17 protein-coding genes are annotated in these 13,761 nt (G+C 59.1%); 8 read left to right on the top strand and 9 right to left on the bottom strand.

The genetic code is table 11. The features are described from left to right. Positions 1-4 precede the first annotated feature (4 nt). The 7 genes from HBN98_RS23735 to HBN98_RS23705 form a co-directional block, all read right to left on the bottom strand. Positions 5-1,120: a DUF2586 domain-containing protein gene (locus HBN98_RS23735; RefSeq protein ID WP_083368426.1), complete on the bottom strand. Its 1,116-nt coding sequence runs from the start codon at positions 1,118-1,120 to the stop codon at positions 5-7. An 11-nt stretch (positions 1,121-1,131) separates the two neighbouring features. Further along, positions 1,132-1,815 carry a phage virion morphogenesis family protein gene (locus HBN98_RS23730; RefSeq protein WP_083368425.1) on the bottom strand — a complete coding sequence of 228 codons (684 nt, stop codon included), beginning with the start codon at positions 1,813-1,815 and terminating at the stop codon, positions 1,132-1,134. Further along, entirely contained in the window at positions 1,802-2,254 is a 453-nt protein-coding gene (locus tag HBN98_RS23725) for a phage tail protein (RefSeq protein WP_083368424.1), read from the bottom strand. Before HBN98_RS23725 ends, HBN98_RS23730 begins: the two co-directional genes overlap by 14 nt. After that, a complete protein-coding gene (locus tag HBN98_RS23720) occupies positions 2,251-2,712 on the bottom strand; it encodes a head completion/stabilization protein (RefSeq protein WP_083368423.1) in 462 nt (153 codons plus the stop codon). The genes HBN98_RS23725 and HBN98_RS23720 overlap by 4 nt, the downstream gene beginning before the upstream one ends. A 98-nt stretch (positions 2,713-2,810) precedes the next feature. Next, on the bottom strand, positions 2,811-3,533 hold the full coding sequence (gpM, locus tag HBN98_RS23715) for a phage terminase small subunit (RefSeq protein ID WP_083368422.1): 723 nt from the start codon (positions 3,531-3,533) through the stop codon (positions 2,811-2,813). Further along, positions 3,530-4,549, bottom strand: a complete 1,020-nt coding sequence (locus HBN98_RS23710) for a phage major capsid protein, P2 family (protein WP_083368421.1) — start codon at positions 4,547-4,549, stop codon at positions 3,530-3,532. Before HBN98_RS23710 ends, gpM begins: the two co-directional genes overlap by 4 nt. 2 nt (positions 4,550-4,551) lie before the next feature. Further along, a complete protein-coding gene (locus tag HBN98_RS23705) occupies positions 4,552-5,475 on the bottom strand; it encodes a GPO family capsid scaffolding protein (RefSeq protein ID WP_083368420.1) in 924 nt (307 codons plus the stop codon). Between the two features lie 162 nt (positions 5,476-5,637). On the opposite strand from HBN98_RS23705, the gene HBN98_RS23700 reads away from it, so the two are divergent. The 3 genes from HBN98_RS23700 (at position 5,638) to HBN98_RS23690 (ending at position 8,794) form a co-directional block, all read left to right on the top strand. Further along, positions 5,638-7,680: a terminase large subunit domain-containing protein gene (locus HBN98_RS23700; protein ID WP_083368419.1), complete on the top strand. Its 2,043-nt coding sequence runs from the start codon at positions 5,638-5,640 to the stop codon at positions 7,678-7,680. Further along, positions 7,619-8,461 carry a phage portal protein gene (locus tag HBN98_RS23695; RefSeq protein ID WP_229755029.1) on the top strand — a complete coding sequence of 281 codons (843 nt, stop codon included), beginning with the start codon at positions 7,619-7,621 and terminating at the stop codon, positions 8,459-8,461. The genes HBN98_RS23700 and HBN98_RS23695 overlap by 62 nt, the downstream gene beginning before the upstream one ends. A gap of 75 nt (positions 8,462-8,536) precedes the next feature. Next, on the top strand, positions 8,537-8,794 hold the full coding sequence (locus HBN98_RS23690; protein ID WP_083368418.1) for an ogr/Delta-like zinc finger family protein: 258 nt from the start codon (positions 8,537-8,539) through the stop codon (positions 8,792-8,794). Between the two features lie 55 nt (positions 8,795-8,849). On the opposite strand, the gene HBN98_RS23685 is transcribed toward HBN98_RS23690, so the two are convergent. Beyond that, positions 8,850-9,035 carry a hypothetical protein gene (locus HBN98_RS23685; RefSeq protein WP_041074617.1) on the bottom strand — a complete coding sequence of 62 codons (186 nt, stop codon included), beginning with the start codon at positions 9,033-9,035 and terminating at the stop codon, positions 8,850-8,852. 100 nt (positions 9,036-9,135) lie between these two features. Continuing rightward, complete coding sequence (locus HBN98_RS23680; RefSeq protein WP_041074636.1) at positions 9,136-9,483, bottom strand: helix-turn-helix domain-containing protein; 348 nt, start codon at positions 9,481-9,483, stop codon at positions 9,136-9,138. Between the two features lie 92 nt (positions 9,484-9,575). Between HBN98_RS23680 and HBN98_RS23675 the strand changes: the two genes are divergently transcribed. The 5 genes from HBN98_RS23675 to HBN98_RS23655 all read left to right on the top strand — a co-directional run bounded on the left by HBN98_RS23675 (position 9,576) and on the right by HBN98_RS23655 (position 13,748). Beyond that, positions 9,576-9,776 (top strand): DNA-binding protein, encoded by a 201-nt coding sequence (locus tag HBN98_RS23675; protein WP_041074619.1) that lies wholly within the window; start codon positions 9,576-9,578, stop codon positions 9,774-9,776. A 29-nt stretch (positions 9,777-9,805) separates the two neighbouring features. Then, positions 9,806-10,279: a YmfL family putative regulatory protein gene (locus HBN98_RS23670; RefSeq protein ID WP_083368416.1), complete on the top strand. Its 474-nt coding sequence runs from the start codon at positions 9,806-9,808 to the stop codon at positions 10,277-10,279. Continuing rightward, positions 10,276-10,641, top strand: a complete 366-nt coding sequence (locus tag HBN98_RS23665; protein ID WP_083368415.1) for a hypothetical protein — start codon at positions 10,276-10,278, stop codon at positions 10,639-10,641. The genes HBN98_RS23670 and HBN98_RS23665 overlap by 4 nt, the downstream gene beginning before the upstream one ends. Positions 10,642-10,716: 75 nt before the next feature. Beyond that, positions 10,717-10,950 (top strand): hypothetical protein, encoded by a 234-nt coding sequence (locus tag HBN98_RS23660; RefSeq protein WP_083368414.1) that lies wholly within the window; start codon positions 10,717-10,719, stop codon positions 10,948-10,950. 2 nt (positions 10,951-10,952) lie between these two features. Then, a complete protein-coding gene (locus HBN98_RS23655) occupies positions 10,953-13,748 on the top strand; it encodes a toprim domain-containing protein (RefSeq protein WP_083368413.1) in 2,796 nt (931 codons plus the stop codon). Positions 13,749-13,761 lie beyond the last annotated feature (13 nt).

The following is a 13,761-nucleotide window of genomic DNA, read 5'->3' as shown; positions in this document are numbered from 1 at the left end:
GGCGTTACTCCGTTTTGTCGGTGGAAAGATCCAGGGCGATGTTCGCCGTCAGGTCTTTCGGGCAGTTGAGGGGTTTGAGCTTGAAGTAGGCGACCACCTTGGTTTTGCTCAGCCAGGTCAGCACCAGGTCGCCGTCTTTCGGCGGCTCGATGTCGCCGGGGAATACCTGGCCAGCGAACGTGACGGACTTGGCCATGGCGCGCAGCGGCGCCATCAATTGGTTGGTGTTCACCGCCATGCTGTTGGGCGTGTTGTTCAAGCGGCGATCGGCCACGCGGCGGATCAGCAGCGCCCGGATCTGGCGAGCGGCCTTGTCGGTGATGCGCAGGTATTCCACGACCTGAAAGTCACTGCCGGGGGTGTCCAGCATGTTGCCGTCACCCCAGTACACGCCCTGATAATCGGGATAGGTCTGCGAAACCGAATAGCGCGCTCGATCCAGTTCGGAACGCACGGCCGAGGGCAGCGGGATCTTGTCGCCGTCCACCGGCACCGGGCCAAGGCCTTGCAAAGCACCGGTGGCCACACGCATGGGACTGTCGGCGATGCTGACGGAAGCGTTTGCCAAGCGACCAGCGAGAACGCCCAGGTCATTGCCGTGTAGTTGTGGAACGACCAGGACACGCGGCGCCGCCAAGTTGGCCAGCAGCGCTTTACGCTCACTCACGTACTGCGCCCAGGTCTGGTCGGCCGTGATGCCGGCAGCGCATGCCATCACGAAGACGCGACGGCCATAGGTGTTACTCAGCGAGATTGCGGCGTCATGCATCGCCGACAATTCGGCCGGTGCGGTGACAGGTTTGGTGATAACCACAGCCTCGACGGAAAATCCCTGTTGCTGGGCCTTTTCCAGTGCGCTGGACCAGTCGCCCTCGGCGGCGATCGGAGCCGCCACGCACGCCCAGCGCTGACCGCCGTTGAGGCGGGCGGCGGTGATTTGGGTTTTCAAGTCGCTGGCCGGCACGCCCAGGGTGGCGTCCAGATCGCTGTCAGTGTTCAAGGGGACGAACTGGCCGACGTTCTTGCCGGCCGGGCCGATGAAAAGAAAGTAACGCTCAATCTCAGTCACCGGCCCCTGGCCCAGATTGAGATTGTCGACGGTGACTTGACCGAGTGCCATGCAGTGCCTCGTTAGCGGGGTGAAGTTAGGATTTGTTGCATCACCTGGTTAATCAGGAGATTGGTTTCGCGTTCAGTTTCGGCGCCGATGAACTGGCGTTTCGGCAATGTGATTTCCCAGCTCTGCGCGCCGGAGGTCTCCTCGCGCTGGTCGTCCAGAATGCGAATCAGCAGGCCGGCCTGGGCGTAGTTCACATGGTCTTGAATCCACGCCACAGACGGCCGGGTCAGCGTCTTTTTCCCCGCCTGGCGCACACGGAAGCCCAACCGGCGCAGACGCTTTGCCTGTTTGTCGGTCGCAGCCAGGCCCGGCGGGGTTTTGTTCCAGCGGCGCATCTGCGCGGCCGTGCGGCGTTCGCTGGCACCGTTGTGTTGCTGGGCGGCGACCCATCGGGTCAGGGCGTTTTTCCAGCCCAGTTCCGCTTCGTCAGGGGTCACGCGGGTGACCACCATCAACTTGGCCAGGCCGGCTTCCATCTTCTTTTTGCCTTTGCCGTCGCCCTTGCGCGGGGCGAACGGCGAGCCGTCCAGGTTCCGCTGTTCGCGCACACGCTTGCGGCTCATCGTCCGCACGCGCTTGGTGACCTGGTTCAACAGCCGGCGGCGCAGTTGCGGAGGCAGGCTCAACAAGGCCAGTTGCTCGCGCACGCCCAAACGCCCGCGAACGTCGAGTTCGAAAGTGCTACGGCCGGCCATCGGTGGCCACCTCGCCGAGCTCGGCTATCCACAGATCAAAGGGAACAAACGCCCAGGTCTTGCCGAAGGCCTCGATCTCGCCTGCAGGGTCTTCGGACAGGTACTGCGGCTCGACGAATTCCAGCGTGACTTCCACGTCGAACAGGTCGTTGTCCAACGGCTCCACGGCGAATTCCGGTGCCGGGAGTTCGTGGCGGTCGCGATCGCCGTCGTGGTTTTCCAGCCAACTGCCGACCAGGGCCATGAGACGTGCCGGATGGTCGGCGAAGCGCTCCAGCACAATCGCGGCGCGATAGTGCATATCGGCGAAGTGCATGCCGCCGACGTCGGGCTTCCAGATCAGCGAAAGCTTTACCTGCTCGGTGAAGCTGTCGAGCTGCTCAGGCGCGACCAGGCGGCGCTGCATCAGGTAGGCGGTCAATGCCTGCAGCTTGGTCATAGCAACTTCGCCGTGATGCGGCCACGGCCCTGCAGGGCGCGCACAGCCTGCTGACTGAATGCCAGAAACGTGTCTTCACGCTCCGGCGCTTCCTTGCCGGTGTTCTCGGCACTCTCACGCCGGGTCACGGTGGCGAACTGCTGCAGGGCGCTGGCTTTGGCGCGGCAATACACGGCGCGTTTGTACAGCTTGGCTTTGAATGCACGTTCGGGCAGCAGCATCGGATCGGCTGTTTCCACGGCGTTGATACCCGCCGCCAGCCAACTGGTTTTGAGCTTGGCCAGGTCGTCGTTGACCTCGGCCATGGCGATGCTCAGCGCGTCGGTCAGCAGGTCGCCCAGGAACTCCGCCGGCAGGCGGTAGCCCTTCTGGAATTCGGACACGGAGAGGTCTGGCCAGAAACCGTCGTTCTCGATGATCTGTTCCACAAAGGTGGTGGGTTTCCCGGAAAAGCTCATTGCTGACCGCTCGAATTAGGGCGGGGAGACTGTTTTTCGTGGGGCTGGCCATAAATGGCAGACACACGTCCACAGTTCCCCGCTGGGGGGGTAGTCGGTTATTGGGCGCCGTCGTTGGCGGGTGTTTGTTTGGCGATCGCCTTGCGGCATTTCGCAATGCGCGTTTCGTTGCCGGCTTTGGCGTACAGCTCAGTGGAGCGCTCCAGGTGCGTAAGAGCGGTTTCCCACTGCTCGGCCTCCATGGCGCGCATGCCGATCAACTTGTGGTACTTGCTCGGGATCTGCTCGATCAGATCCCATTCACCGTCGACACGCGGTAGCAGGTTGGACAGGTACGGTTCCGGGCTGCGCTGGGCGTTGTACTCGGCGTAAGCCCAGTCGATCACTGCATCCGCGACAAAGGTCTGCACGTCGCGCCGCTTGAAGCGCTCCGGCATTTCCTGACCTTGCTCGATCGCGAAGTCCGCCAGCACCAGACCGTCTTCGAACTGCTCGGTGTCGAACAGCCAGACCATCACCTGCACCAGGACGGGGTTCGGCATGACAAGGCCCGAATCCATGTAGCGCTGAATGAAGTCCTGGTACTTGGGCAGCAGTTCCTCACGCTTGAGTGCCTGACGTCCGGCCAGCCCCTTGATCGCGCTCAGGCGTTCCAGGTCTTGAGCCAGCGCCGCTTCCTGCAGGAGCAGGTGTTTTTTGGCATTGGCCGGACTGCTCAGGGCTTCCGCCGGCGAATACGCCAGCGGTGCCGCTGCGGCAGCGATCACTGCAGCGCTTCCCAGGGCCAACGTGCGGCGCTTGTGTGCGAGAGCCAGGCTCACTTCACCAGCTCCACGTTTTCGGTCAGCGCGATCTTTTCCAACTGCTCGATCACGTAACCTTCGTTGCGGCTGTTGTAATCCTCGACGCGGGAGCGTTTTGGGTTGTCCACGGTTTGCTTGCGCCAGCTGGAGTCCTGGAAATAGATCGACAGGTTGTCCCAACTGGTGACCAGCACGCCGTTGACCGGAAAGAACGGAACGCTGAAGCTCGGCAGACCGCCGTAGGTGGCGATGACCTGAGCGTCCTCAATGCGCTCTTTTTCGGTAGGTGTATCACCCTGCTTGGCGTACAGCTTGGCCTTGTCGGCCGCCAACAGGTCCGTGCCGATAATGGCGATCAGGTCGCCGCCATCGCGCAGACGTTCGTCCACCATTTGTTTGGTGTCATGCACCAGGGCGTCCAGATTGGCGTAATCGCCGTCCGGCCCCAGAGTGACTTTGCCGGCGGCTTTGCCTTCCTTGAGTACCTGCTGCGGTGCTTGCTCGCGCAGTTGCTGCAACCAGCCTTTGTTCACGTCCTGCAGCATTGGGTAAGCGGCAATATCGGTCTGCGCAGCGGCTTTCAGGCCGTGGAAACCGACCATGATGCGGTCCAGAGCGATCTGTTTCTGCACAGCAGCCGAGTAACGTTGATGGAAGTCCGGGAACTTGGCCCAGGCATCGATCTTCGCGTAGGGCAGACCCACGTCCGATTCGGTCGACGACAGTTCGTAGGTGCTGTTTTCCAGCGCCGAAGCATCTTTCGCCACGCGATCGGTGGTCTTGGTGTTGGTGCGGCCAGTGACCGGGCCGGACACGCCAATGAACACCTTCTCGCCCTTGATCTCGGTCACCGGAATGACGTTGATGCGCTGCAGGAAGTCCGCTTTGGCGGTAATGGCGTCGTTCAGCTCCTGGGCGATCGACGGTTCAACGGAGAACATCTTGCTGGCCAGCTCGACACCGTAGGTCTCGGCGATCGCCAGCTGCATTTCGGCGTACATCTTGGCGCCGTAAGCACTCAGGGAACGGGCCATGGTCAGAGCACCCGCGCTTTGGATTTGTCAGTCGGGCCGGAATTGCGCGGCAACTGACGTCCGGTCGGTGTGTTCTGCAGCGCAGTGAATTGCTTCTGCAGGCCGGCCAACGCAGCCAACACAGACTTATTGCCGCCACCGTTACGCTTGAATTCGCGCTCCTCTTCGGCAGTGGTGACGATCTCGTCTACTGCGGCACTGACGTCATCGATCGGGGCTTGATCGGGTTCCGGTGCGTCTTCGGCGGCAGGCTCGATCACGGCCTGAATGCCGGCAGCGACGACCAGCAGCTGGGCCAGCAGGGCTTTCAAGGCCGTTGCGGTAGCTTCATCCATTGGGGGTTTGCTCTCGGTTGGGGTTTGCGGGGTGGTTTCGGTGGACGTGTCTTCAATACCGAAACGCTTAAACAGGCGGGTGAACATGGCGGCAAGGCGCCCGATCTCGCCCTGCGGCTCGGTTTCGCGTAGCGGGCCGAGTTCTTGCGAAGCGGCGTAGTAAGCGGCGCGGCTGGTTCGATTGGAGAAATACAGCTCTTGAGTGCCAAGACTCGCCGGCGAATCAGTCACCGCCAAGCCGGTCAGATAGGCCTTGCCGCTGCCGGCGAAATTCGGGGTGATCTCGATGCTGCTGAACAGCTTCTGGCCTTGGTCGTTGAGGTACAGAAGGCGGTCGTTCGGCTTCAGCTGCGCTTCCAGCGCGATTTGACCAGGCTCCAGATCCTCGCCCTCTTCCACCAAACGCACAGCGAATACGGTGCCGTGCGAGCCTGTCCAGCGTTCGTGGTCACACCAGATCACCGCCGTGTACTTGGCAGGTGTGTAGGTCTCGGCGATGTCGCGCAGTTCCTGGGGCAGGATCTCGCGGCCATCGACGGTCGGGCCGCTAGTGGCAACACGTTTCCAGTAGGAGACAAGGGAACGGGGCATGGTGGGTAACTGCGCTCAATCACTGAATGAGCCGCCACGATAGGGAGCCGATTTGCCCCAAACAAACGGTTGGTTTTCGGCGATCTCCTATTTTCCGGATATAGGCGAATGATGGGATTTAACCCCGCGTTTCCGGCGTTTTCGCCGCATAGACTGCGGCCCATGAACTACCCGACCGAAGTCAAAGAAGCCGCAAAACGCCTCTACCTGCGCCGCTGTTCGGTGAAGGAAATCCAGGCGCATTTGAAGCTGCCAAATATCCGTATCGTCTACTACTGGATCCGCCAAGGCGGGTGGGACGAGATGCTTACGGATGAAGAACCGTTGAGCGCCGTCAACCGACGAATCACCTTGATTCTGGAGAAGATCGAGCCGCTGACGAAAGCCGAACTGGACGAACTGGAGCGGCTGACAAGCCTGCTTGAGCGACTGAAAAAGCTAGCGGCCAAACCTGCGCCGGCGGCGGCAACAGATCGTCCGGACGAGCCTCGCGAACGTCAGCCTGGCCAACGCCGTGAGCGTGGCGAAGGCGGCGGCAAGAAGCGCGAAAAGAAGGCAAAGAACGACATCAGCGGCCTGACCGAAGTGGACTTCCTGGATAAGTTCATCTCGAAAATGTACGGCTACCAGAAAGAACTGTTCGAGGCGAAACAGAACCCGCTGACCCGCCGTGTCCGGAACATCCTCAAAAGCCGTCAGGTCGGCCTGACCTACTACTTCGCCGGCGAAGCGTTCATGGACGCCGTGTTGAGCGGTGATAACCAGGTGTTCCTGTCGGCCAGCCGATCGCAGTCCGAGATCTTCCGCAGCTACATCATCCAGTTCGCCAAGCAATGGTTTGATATTGAGCTGACCGGTAACCCGATCACCCTGAGCAACGGCGCCGAGCTGCGTTTTCTCAGCACCAACAGCAGCACCGCCCAGGGCTACCACGGCCACGTCTACGTGGACGAATATTTCTGGATTCGCGACTTCGAAAAACTCAGCACCGTGGCCAGCGCCATGGGCACCCACAAGAAGTGGCGCAAAACCTATTTCTCGACGCCCAGCGCCGTGTCGCACCAGGCGTATCCGTTCTGGTCGGGCGAAGAGTTCCGCAACAGCAAGCGCGGCAAGAAGGCCGGCGGTGTGTGGCCGAGCGAAACGGCCTACACACAGGGCGCGCTGTGTCCGGACGGCCAGTGGCGCAAAACGATTACTCTGGACGATGCGATCGCCGGCGGCTGCGATTTGTTCGACCTGGAACAACTGCAGTTGGAGTACGACGAGGACAAGTTTCAACAGCTGTTCTACTGCAAGTTCATCGACAGCACTCAAAGCGCTTTCAGCCTCAAGGATCTGGAGCGCTGCTACTCGGATCTGTCGCTGTGGGAGGACTACAACCCGGATCTGGATCGCCCGTTCGGCAACAGCCCGGTCTGGCTGGGGTACGACCCGAGTCGCACCCGCGACGACGCCACCTGTGTGGTCATCGCGCCGCCACTCGAACCCGGGGCGAAGTTCCGGATCCTGGAGAAGCACAGCTGGCGGGGCCATTCGTTCACCTACCAGGCCGCGCAGGTCAAGAAGCTGACCGAGCGCTTCAACGTGCAGCACATCGGCATCGATGTCACCGGCGTGGGTTACGGCGTTTTCGACCTGGTGCGCGACTTCTACGCCAAGGCGACACCGATTCACTACAGCCTGGAAGCGAAAAACGCCCTGGTACTGAAAGCCCAGGACACGATCCAAGGCAGTCGCATCGAGTGGGACGCGGGATGGACGGATATCGCCCAGGCATTCCTGACCATCAAGCGCGGCGCCACCAACAGCGGTCAGATCACCTACAGCGCATCCCGTACCGAAGCCACCGGTCACGCCGACATTGCCTGGGCGGTGATGCACGCCCTGTCAAACGAACCTTTGAACACCAACAAGCGGCGTCGTAGCCGCTACGTCACGAGTAACCAGAGCAGCCATGGCCAACCGCAAACGCAGAAAGCACCACGTAGTCCAACCACAGCAGCAGCCGATGCGTTCGTTTACATTCGGGGAACCGGAGCAGGTGCTGTCCGGCAACATCGGCGAATACGTGGGCGTGTTCCCCAGCGACGACGGCAAGATCTACAAGCCGCCGGTATCACGGGCCGGCCTGGCGAAGCTGTTGCGCGCCAACGCTCACCACGGCGCCATTCCGAAGTTCAAGCGCAACCTGTTGCTGCGTGAGTTCATCGCCTCGGCCGGCTGCAGCACAGAGACAATGGGCCGCGCCGGACTGGACTACATGGTGTTTGGCGAAGCGTACTTCTACAACGACACCAACGCATTCGGCCAGGTGCTGGAGCTTCAGCACCTGCCGGCGATCAACATGCGCGTAAAGGTCGACGGCGGTTTCGTGATGCTGCTGCCCGACAACAAGGAAATGGAGTTCGAGGCGCACGAGATCTCCCACGTCCTGGACTACGACGTGGAACAGAACATTTACGGGATTCCAGATTACTTGGGAGGTCTGCAGGCGTTGCTGCTGAATGAGGCCGCTACCCTCTTCCGCCGGCGCTACTACAGCAACGGTGCGCACGCCGGCTACATCTTCTACACCAACGACCCCGACCTGACCGAAGAGGACGAAGACGAGCTGCGCGCCCAAATCAGCGCGAGCAAGGGTGTGGGCAACTTCCGATCGATGTTCGTCAACATCCCCAACGGTAAGGAAAACGCCATCCAGATCATCCCGGTGGGCGACTTCCAGGCGAAAGACGAGCTGGAGAAAGTGAAGAACATCACTCGAAACGATGTCATCGCGGCCTGGCGGATGAACCCGGCGCTGGCAGGCATCATCCCGGAAAACACCGGTGGATTCGGCGACATCGAAAAGATCGATCGCGTGTACACCAGCAACGAGATCCGGCCGATCTGCCAGTTGTTCGACCAGCTTAATAACAAGTTACGAGAAGACAGGCGCTTTAGCTGGAAGCCTGCTCATGAAGCAGTGGATACCACTACATGAATAAGCAAGTGGAGAGAAAGCCACTGCATATTATGGCAATATGGTAGCGATCAGCTGCCCTTGGGGAGGGACACAATGAGAGTTGTATGCAAGTGCGGCCACAAGGGCCGAATTGCTTCACGGGAAGAGGTAACAACGGAGTTCGTGAAGCTGTATTGCCAATGCCTGGACGCCAGGTGCGGGCATACATGGGTGTCGAACCTGACGTTCTCACACACGCTCAGCCCGTGTTCGCAGACCTTCGAACGCATGTTGATCGATCGGTTTCGCGAGTTGCCCAGGGCGAAGCAGCGGGAGCTGTTCGAGCAGTTGGGGTCGCAGGCGGTGGCGTAGGTACAAACCGCCAACGCTACAGCGTCGGCGATCGGGATCATTCAAAGAATGACGTTCAGCCCCCTACTTTCTCCTTTGGGTTGATTGCCAGTATCTCAGCCACGCGACGAACCTGCTGCTGTTCAACGCGACTCAGCCGACGATACAGATCGATCAGTCGACGCTCGATGTCAGTGAGTACGGTAGTTTCCGACCCGACGTGCTCGAGGTTGATTTGATCGTTCTTCTTGCGATCCAACATGCTAACTACTCCATAAAGTGCATTGCTGAACGGACTTTATGGGGCGTGGCAAAAATCATTGGAATGGGAGCTTTCCCAATGATGTATGGCTTTTCGTGAATTAAGACCGACGCCTGGCGGCGTCGTCAGCCATGGCCTCAAGGAAACGACGGATCGCTTTTTGATCCTCATCCGAAATGGTTCTGAACTGGTTTATCAACTCTTCTTCTGCTGCGCTAAAAAGTTGCCCCAGAGGAGTGGATCGCCGGCCGGTCAGCACATAAGCAGCATCAACGCCACGTTCTTCAAGAGCCGTGACGTATCGGAGATCGAGAGAGTTCGCTCCCAATTCGTAGTTCTTTTGTGTGCCCCGGCTGACGCCTAGCAGCACACCAAAATCCGTTTGATTTAACCCCAAGCGCTCGCGCTCTTCCCTGAGGCGTTCACCCACTCGATCCGCTATGAGCATTTTTTTATTCACCACCATTGACTTGATCATTTTTTTGACCAAGAATCACCACAGACAAACGCAAACAAACAGAAACAAACAAGGGGAGCACTATGCCCGCCACCGTTACGCACGAGCAAGCCCGGGCGGCGCTTGATCGAAAAGGAGTCAGCATTGCGGAGTTCAGTCGCAAACACGGACTGAACAAAAATTTAGTCAGCGACCTATTGAACGGTCGGATCAAAGGTCGCCGGGGGGAGGCACATCGCGCCGCTGTGTTGCTAGGGATTAAAGACGGCGTGATCGAACAGTAATAGCGGCGCTCAACAGGGAAAAGTAGAAGATGAAAAGCCCGATCCTAGACACTCGCAAAGAAGTCATGAGCGAGATCATCCGCAGCTATACCGGAGGACGTGAGGCCGCTGCCGCACGCTTGGGACTGAAGCTTAAAAAGTTCGACAACCATGCCTACGAAAACGCTGGCTGTAGCCCGCTTAGTGACACGCAAGTTTTCATGCTGGAGCAAGATTGCGGCACACACCATTTACCCAACTACGTCGCGTCGATGTATGGCGGGCTGTTTGTGCCGGTTGCTGATCCTGAGACCTTGGACAACGTCGAGCTTTACGCTCGGTCGGTGCAGGTAGCAGCAAAGCGCGGTTGTGTTGACCAGGCGATCGCCAAGGCGCTTGAAGACGGTTCGATCAGCGAAGAAGAAGCCGAGCTGATCCTAGACGCCCACAACCTCCATGTTGCTGCACGACACTCCGAAGTGCTTGCAGCCATCGCTCTATACCGTGCGGGGAAAGCCCAATGAACAATCTGTCTGCAGCACAGGAATATCAGGACATGCTCAAAGCCGCGGCGTCGCTGTTCCTCGAACGGCATCGGTGCGAACACTTGAGCGACGATCAGCAATTGGTCAAACGCGCCGTTCAACATTTGGTGTCCGACTTCGACGTACGGACTCCGACAGCCGAAAAAATGGTTCACCTGGCATACAGCGATTTATCTGCCGCAAGCGATCGGCAGTGCCTGGACGTACTGACCAGCACGGCGACACATACAGTTATCGCTGACACAGGCACCGGTGAGGTTTGGGCCGTCCCCGTCAGCCTGATCTATGAACGCATTCTGAACGCGCCGGACAACGGGCGTTTCCGCGTTACCACTCCTTAACACCCAACCAACAAATTCCCGATCCCCCCATATCCGTGGGTTTGGGTGAGCTGCGCCCGAAATTGAGGTTTGACGATGGAAAACACCCTGAACATCAACGCAAAACTGCCGCCAGCGCAGGCCGAAGCGCTCTTGGCAAACCTGCGTGAACAGTACCGTCTCAGCCTCAATGACCTTTGGTATGCAGATCAATTCCGCTTTATCCCCGAAGGCCTGCGTCACGGATCGATCCTCGCTAACTGTCCTGTGATGGCCGCACAGAAACACCTGATCGGCGCCCTCTCCCTCTGCCTTAAGAAAGTGAAGTAACCATGAAAGAGCAACTGCGTAGCGACGTGATCGAACGCTTGAAATTCGATTACGGCCTCAAGCACAGGACAAACACCGACTACATGCGTGGGGGTACTTGCCCGAAGTGCAGGCAGAAGACGCTTTACACCCGCTTTGATGCTCCGTGGTTAGTGATCTGCGGCAGACCTGAAAAATGCGCCCACACGATGCATGTGAAGGAGCTATACGACGACCTGTTTGAAGACTGGAGCAAACGCGCGCCAGCGACCGATCAACACCCTAACGCGACCGCCCGCGCCTATCTGGAATTTGCCCGAGGTTTTCGCTTAGAGCTGATCCAGGGATGGTTCACCCAGGAAAGCTATTACTCGGCCGAACACAACGCCGGCAGCGCTACCGTTCGCTTTGCCCTGGAGAAAGGCGGCTGGTGGGAAAGGTTGATCGACCGCCCACACCGCTTTGGAAAGATGAAAGCGCGCTTCAAATCGAAGGACAGCTACCGCGGCGTCTGGTGGTGCCCGCCTTGCGTGGATCTGCTGGAAGCCAAAGAAATCTGGATTGTGGAAGGAATCTTCGATGCGATCGCCTTGGTGCACAACGACATCGCAGCAGTGTCGGCTATGTCTTCGAACGCGTTCCCGGAGGAATCACTGCGGGCGCTTGCTCGAAACCGCGAAGGAAAGCTACCGAAGCTGGTGTGGGCCTTGGACAACGAACCAGGTGCACACACCTACACCAAACGCTGGGCAAAGCAGGCGCGAGCGCTGGGATTCGTCTGTGAGGCTGCACAGATTCCGCTCCGCGACGGCCGAAAGACCGACTGGAACGACCTGCATCAACGATGGGGCTTCATCGATGACGAAAGCCAACGAGCTGATCAGATTGCCGCTGACCTGAAACAGGTTCGTCACCAGGGTTCCCTGCTGCTGGCCGAGAGCGCGGCCGAGAAAGCGTTGCTCATGTACGACTGGAACAAGCGCGGGGAATTCCACCTTGGATTCGGCAACCGCCTCTACTGGTTCAAGTTGGACATGGAGAAATTCAACCGGGCGATGCAGGACATCGAGGACAGCGAGAACCACGACGACCAGTTGCTCAATCAATCGCAGCAGCGTGAGAAGGCCCTGCAACAGTCAGGTAGCGTCGTCGAGATCGCGAACTGCTACCCGCAGGCGCTGTACTTTCAACGCAACGAAGTCACCGACGAATCCTGGTACTACGTGCGTGTGGACTTCCCTCACGACTCAGAAAGCGTGAAAAACACCTTCACCAGCGGTCAGCTATCAGCCGCCAGCGAATTCAAAAAACGTCTGCTCGGGATGGCTGCCGGTGCCATGTACACCGGCAGCGGGCAGCAGCTCGACAAGTTGATGAAGGATCAACTGTTCGGCATCAAAACCGTGTCCACGATCGACTACGTGGGCTACAGCAAGGAATACGGCTGCTACGTTTTTGGGGATCTCGCCATCAAGGATGGCACGATCTACAAAATCAACAGCGAGGACTATTTCGAGTTCGGAAAACTGCGGCTGAAATCACTGCAGAAAGGCGTCCCGATCAAGCTGCAGCGTGACGGGAAGGATTTTAACGAGCAGTGGCTGCAGCTGCTGTGGACATGCTTCGGCGCCCAAGGTTTGGTCGCACTGGTGTTCTTTTTCGGTTCGCTGTTCTGCGAGCAGATCCGGGCGCGCTATCAGTCCTTCCCTTTTCTGGAAGCCACCGGTGAGGCCGGCGCCGGCAAAACCACCCTGCTCAACCTGCTGTGGAAACTGCTCGGCCGCGAGGGGTACGAAGGCTTCGACCCTATGAAGTCGACGAAAGCCGGCCGTTCGCGGTTGATGGGTCAGGTATCCGGAATGCCTGTGGTGTTTCTTGAGGCGGATCGCCACGGTGACGATCGATCTCACGCCAAGACTTTCGAATGGGACGAGCTGAAAGACTTTTTTGGCGGCGGCACTTTGGCCACCAAAGGTGTGAAGACTGCCGGCAACGAAACCTACGAACCACCGTTTCGCGGCACGATCGCCATCAGCCAGAACGCGGCCGTGGTCGCCCATGAAGCGATCATGACCCGGATCGTGAAGCTGCACTTCATCCGGCCGACAGTAACGCCGCAAAGCCGCGCTGCAGCGGACAAGCTGAACGCCCTGGACGGCGGAACGCTCAGCCACTTCCTGATTCGGGCCGTCGGTAAAGAGTCGGCCGTCCTCAAGTTTTTCGCCCAGCGCATGCCCGAACACGAAGCCAAGCTGCGCCGGCTGCACACCCACTGCTTCGACTGCGGAACCGAGTTCCCAAGCGAACAAGGTAACTGCCGCAGCTGCGGATCCGACCTGCGCGGATACATCCGTGTGGAGCGGATCAGCAAGAACCACGCGCAGTTGCTTTCGCTACTCGATGCCCTGCGCCTGGTTCTGAAACTGGACGAGCCTCAGGTAGCCGCGACCCAGCGGCAGATCGTCCGAATGGCGATCGAGCGCCAAGCCTCAATCAGCTCCGACCACCCGGCCGTTGCCGAATTCTGGGAAGTCTACGACTACCTCGAATCGCTCAATGATGACCCCTTGGTCGATCACAGCAGCGACCCGAGCGTCATTGCGATCAACCTCAACGAATTCAGCGAACGAGCCGCCGAACACAAACAGAAGCTGGCCGACGTGGCCACCCTGCGCGACCTACTCAAAGAGTCACGCTCGCACAAGTTTCTGGAAGCAAATAAAGCCGTACACAGCGCAGTCCGCGCAGCGATGAACAGCAGAACACCCTTGGCGCCGGGCCGTCCCACAACGGTCAAGTGCTGGATCTTCAAAGCGTGAAAAGGAGGCTACA

Origin of the sequence: Pseudomonas koreensis (genome assembly GCF_012986595.1) — a bacterium.
Taxonomy (GTDB): domain Bacteria; phylum Pseudomonadota; class Gammaproteobacteria; order Pseudomonadales; family Pseudomonadaceae; genus Aquipseudomonas; species Aquipseudomonas koreensis.
The sequence above is the reverse complement of the archived record's forward strand: the minus strand, read 5'-3'. Positions and strand labels throughout refer to the sequence as shown.

Bases quoted from the DNA above. Each gene is read 5' to 3' on its own strand.
- HBN98_RS23705 (WP_083368420.1), bottom strand. From the start codon at position 5,475: ATGCCCCGTTCCCTTGTCTCCTACTGGAAACGTGTTGCCACTAGCGGC.
- HBN98_RS23720 (WP_083368423.1), bottom strand. From the start codon at position 2,712: ATGAGCTTTTCCGGGAAACCCACCACCTTTGTGGAACAGATCATCGAG.
- HBN98_RS23665 (WP_083368415.1), top strand. From the start codon at position 10,276: ATGAACAATCTGTCTGCAGCACAGGAATATCAGGACATGCTCAAAGCC.
- HBN98_RS23735 (WP_083368426.1), bottom strand. From the start codon at position 1,120: ATGGCACTCGGTCAAGTCACCGTCGACAATCTCAATCTGGGCCAGGGG.
- HBN98_RS23685 (WP_041074617.1), bottom strand. From the start codon at position 9,035: ATGTTGGATCGCAAGAAGAACGATCAAATCAACCTCGAGCACGTCGGG.
- HBN98_RS23680 (WP_041074636.1), bottom strand. From the start codon at position 9,483: ATGCTCATAGCGGATCGAGTGGGTGAACGCCTCAGGGAAGAGCGCGAG.
- HBN98_RS23725 (WP_083368424.1), bottom strand. From the start codon at position 2,254: ATGACCAAGCTGCAGGCATTGACCGCCTACCTGATGCAGCGCCGCCTG.
- HBN98_RS23660 (WP_083368414.1), top strand. From the start codon at position 10,717: ATGGAAAACACCCTGAACATCAACGCAAAACTGCCGCCAGCGCAGGCC.
- HBN98_RS23700 (WP_083368419.1), top strand. From the start codon at position 5,638: ATGAACTACCCGACCGAAGTCAAAGAAGCCGCAAAACGCCTCTACCTG.
- HBN98_RS23670 (WP_083368416.1), top strand. From the start codon at position 9,806: ATGAAAAGCCCGATCCTAGACACTCGCAAAGAAGTCATGAGCGAGATC.
- HBN98_RS23690 (WP_083368418.1), top strand. From the start codon at position 8,537: ATGAGAGTTGTATGCAAGTGCGGCCACAAGGGCCGAATTGCTTCACGG.
- HBN98_RS23655 (WP_083368413.1), top strand. From the start codon at position 10,953: ATGAAAGAGCAACTGCGTAGCGACGTGATCGAACGCTTGAAATTCGAT.
- HBN98_RS23730 (WP_083368425.1), bottom strand. From the start codon at position 1,815: ATGGCCGGCCGTAGCACTTTCGAACTCGACGTTCGCGGGCGTTTGGGC.
- HBN98_RS23710 (WP_083368421.1), bottom strand. From the start codon at position 4,549: ATGGCCCGTTCCCTGAGTGCTTACGGCGCCAAGATGTACGCCGAAATG.
- HBN98_RS23675 (WP_041074619.1), top strand. From the start codon at position 9,576: ATGCCCGCCACCGTTACGCACGAGCAAGCCCGGGCGGCGCTTGATCGA.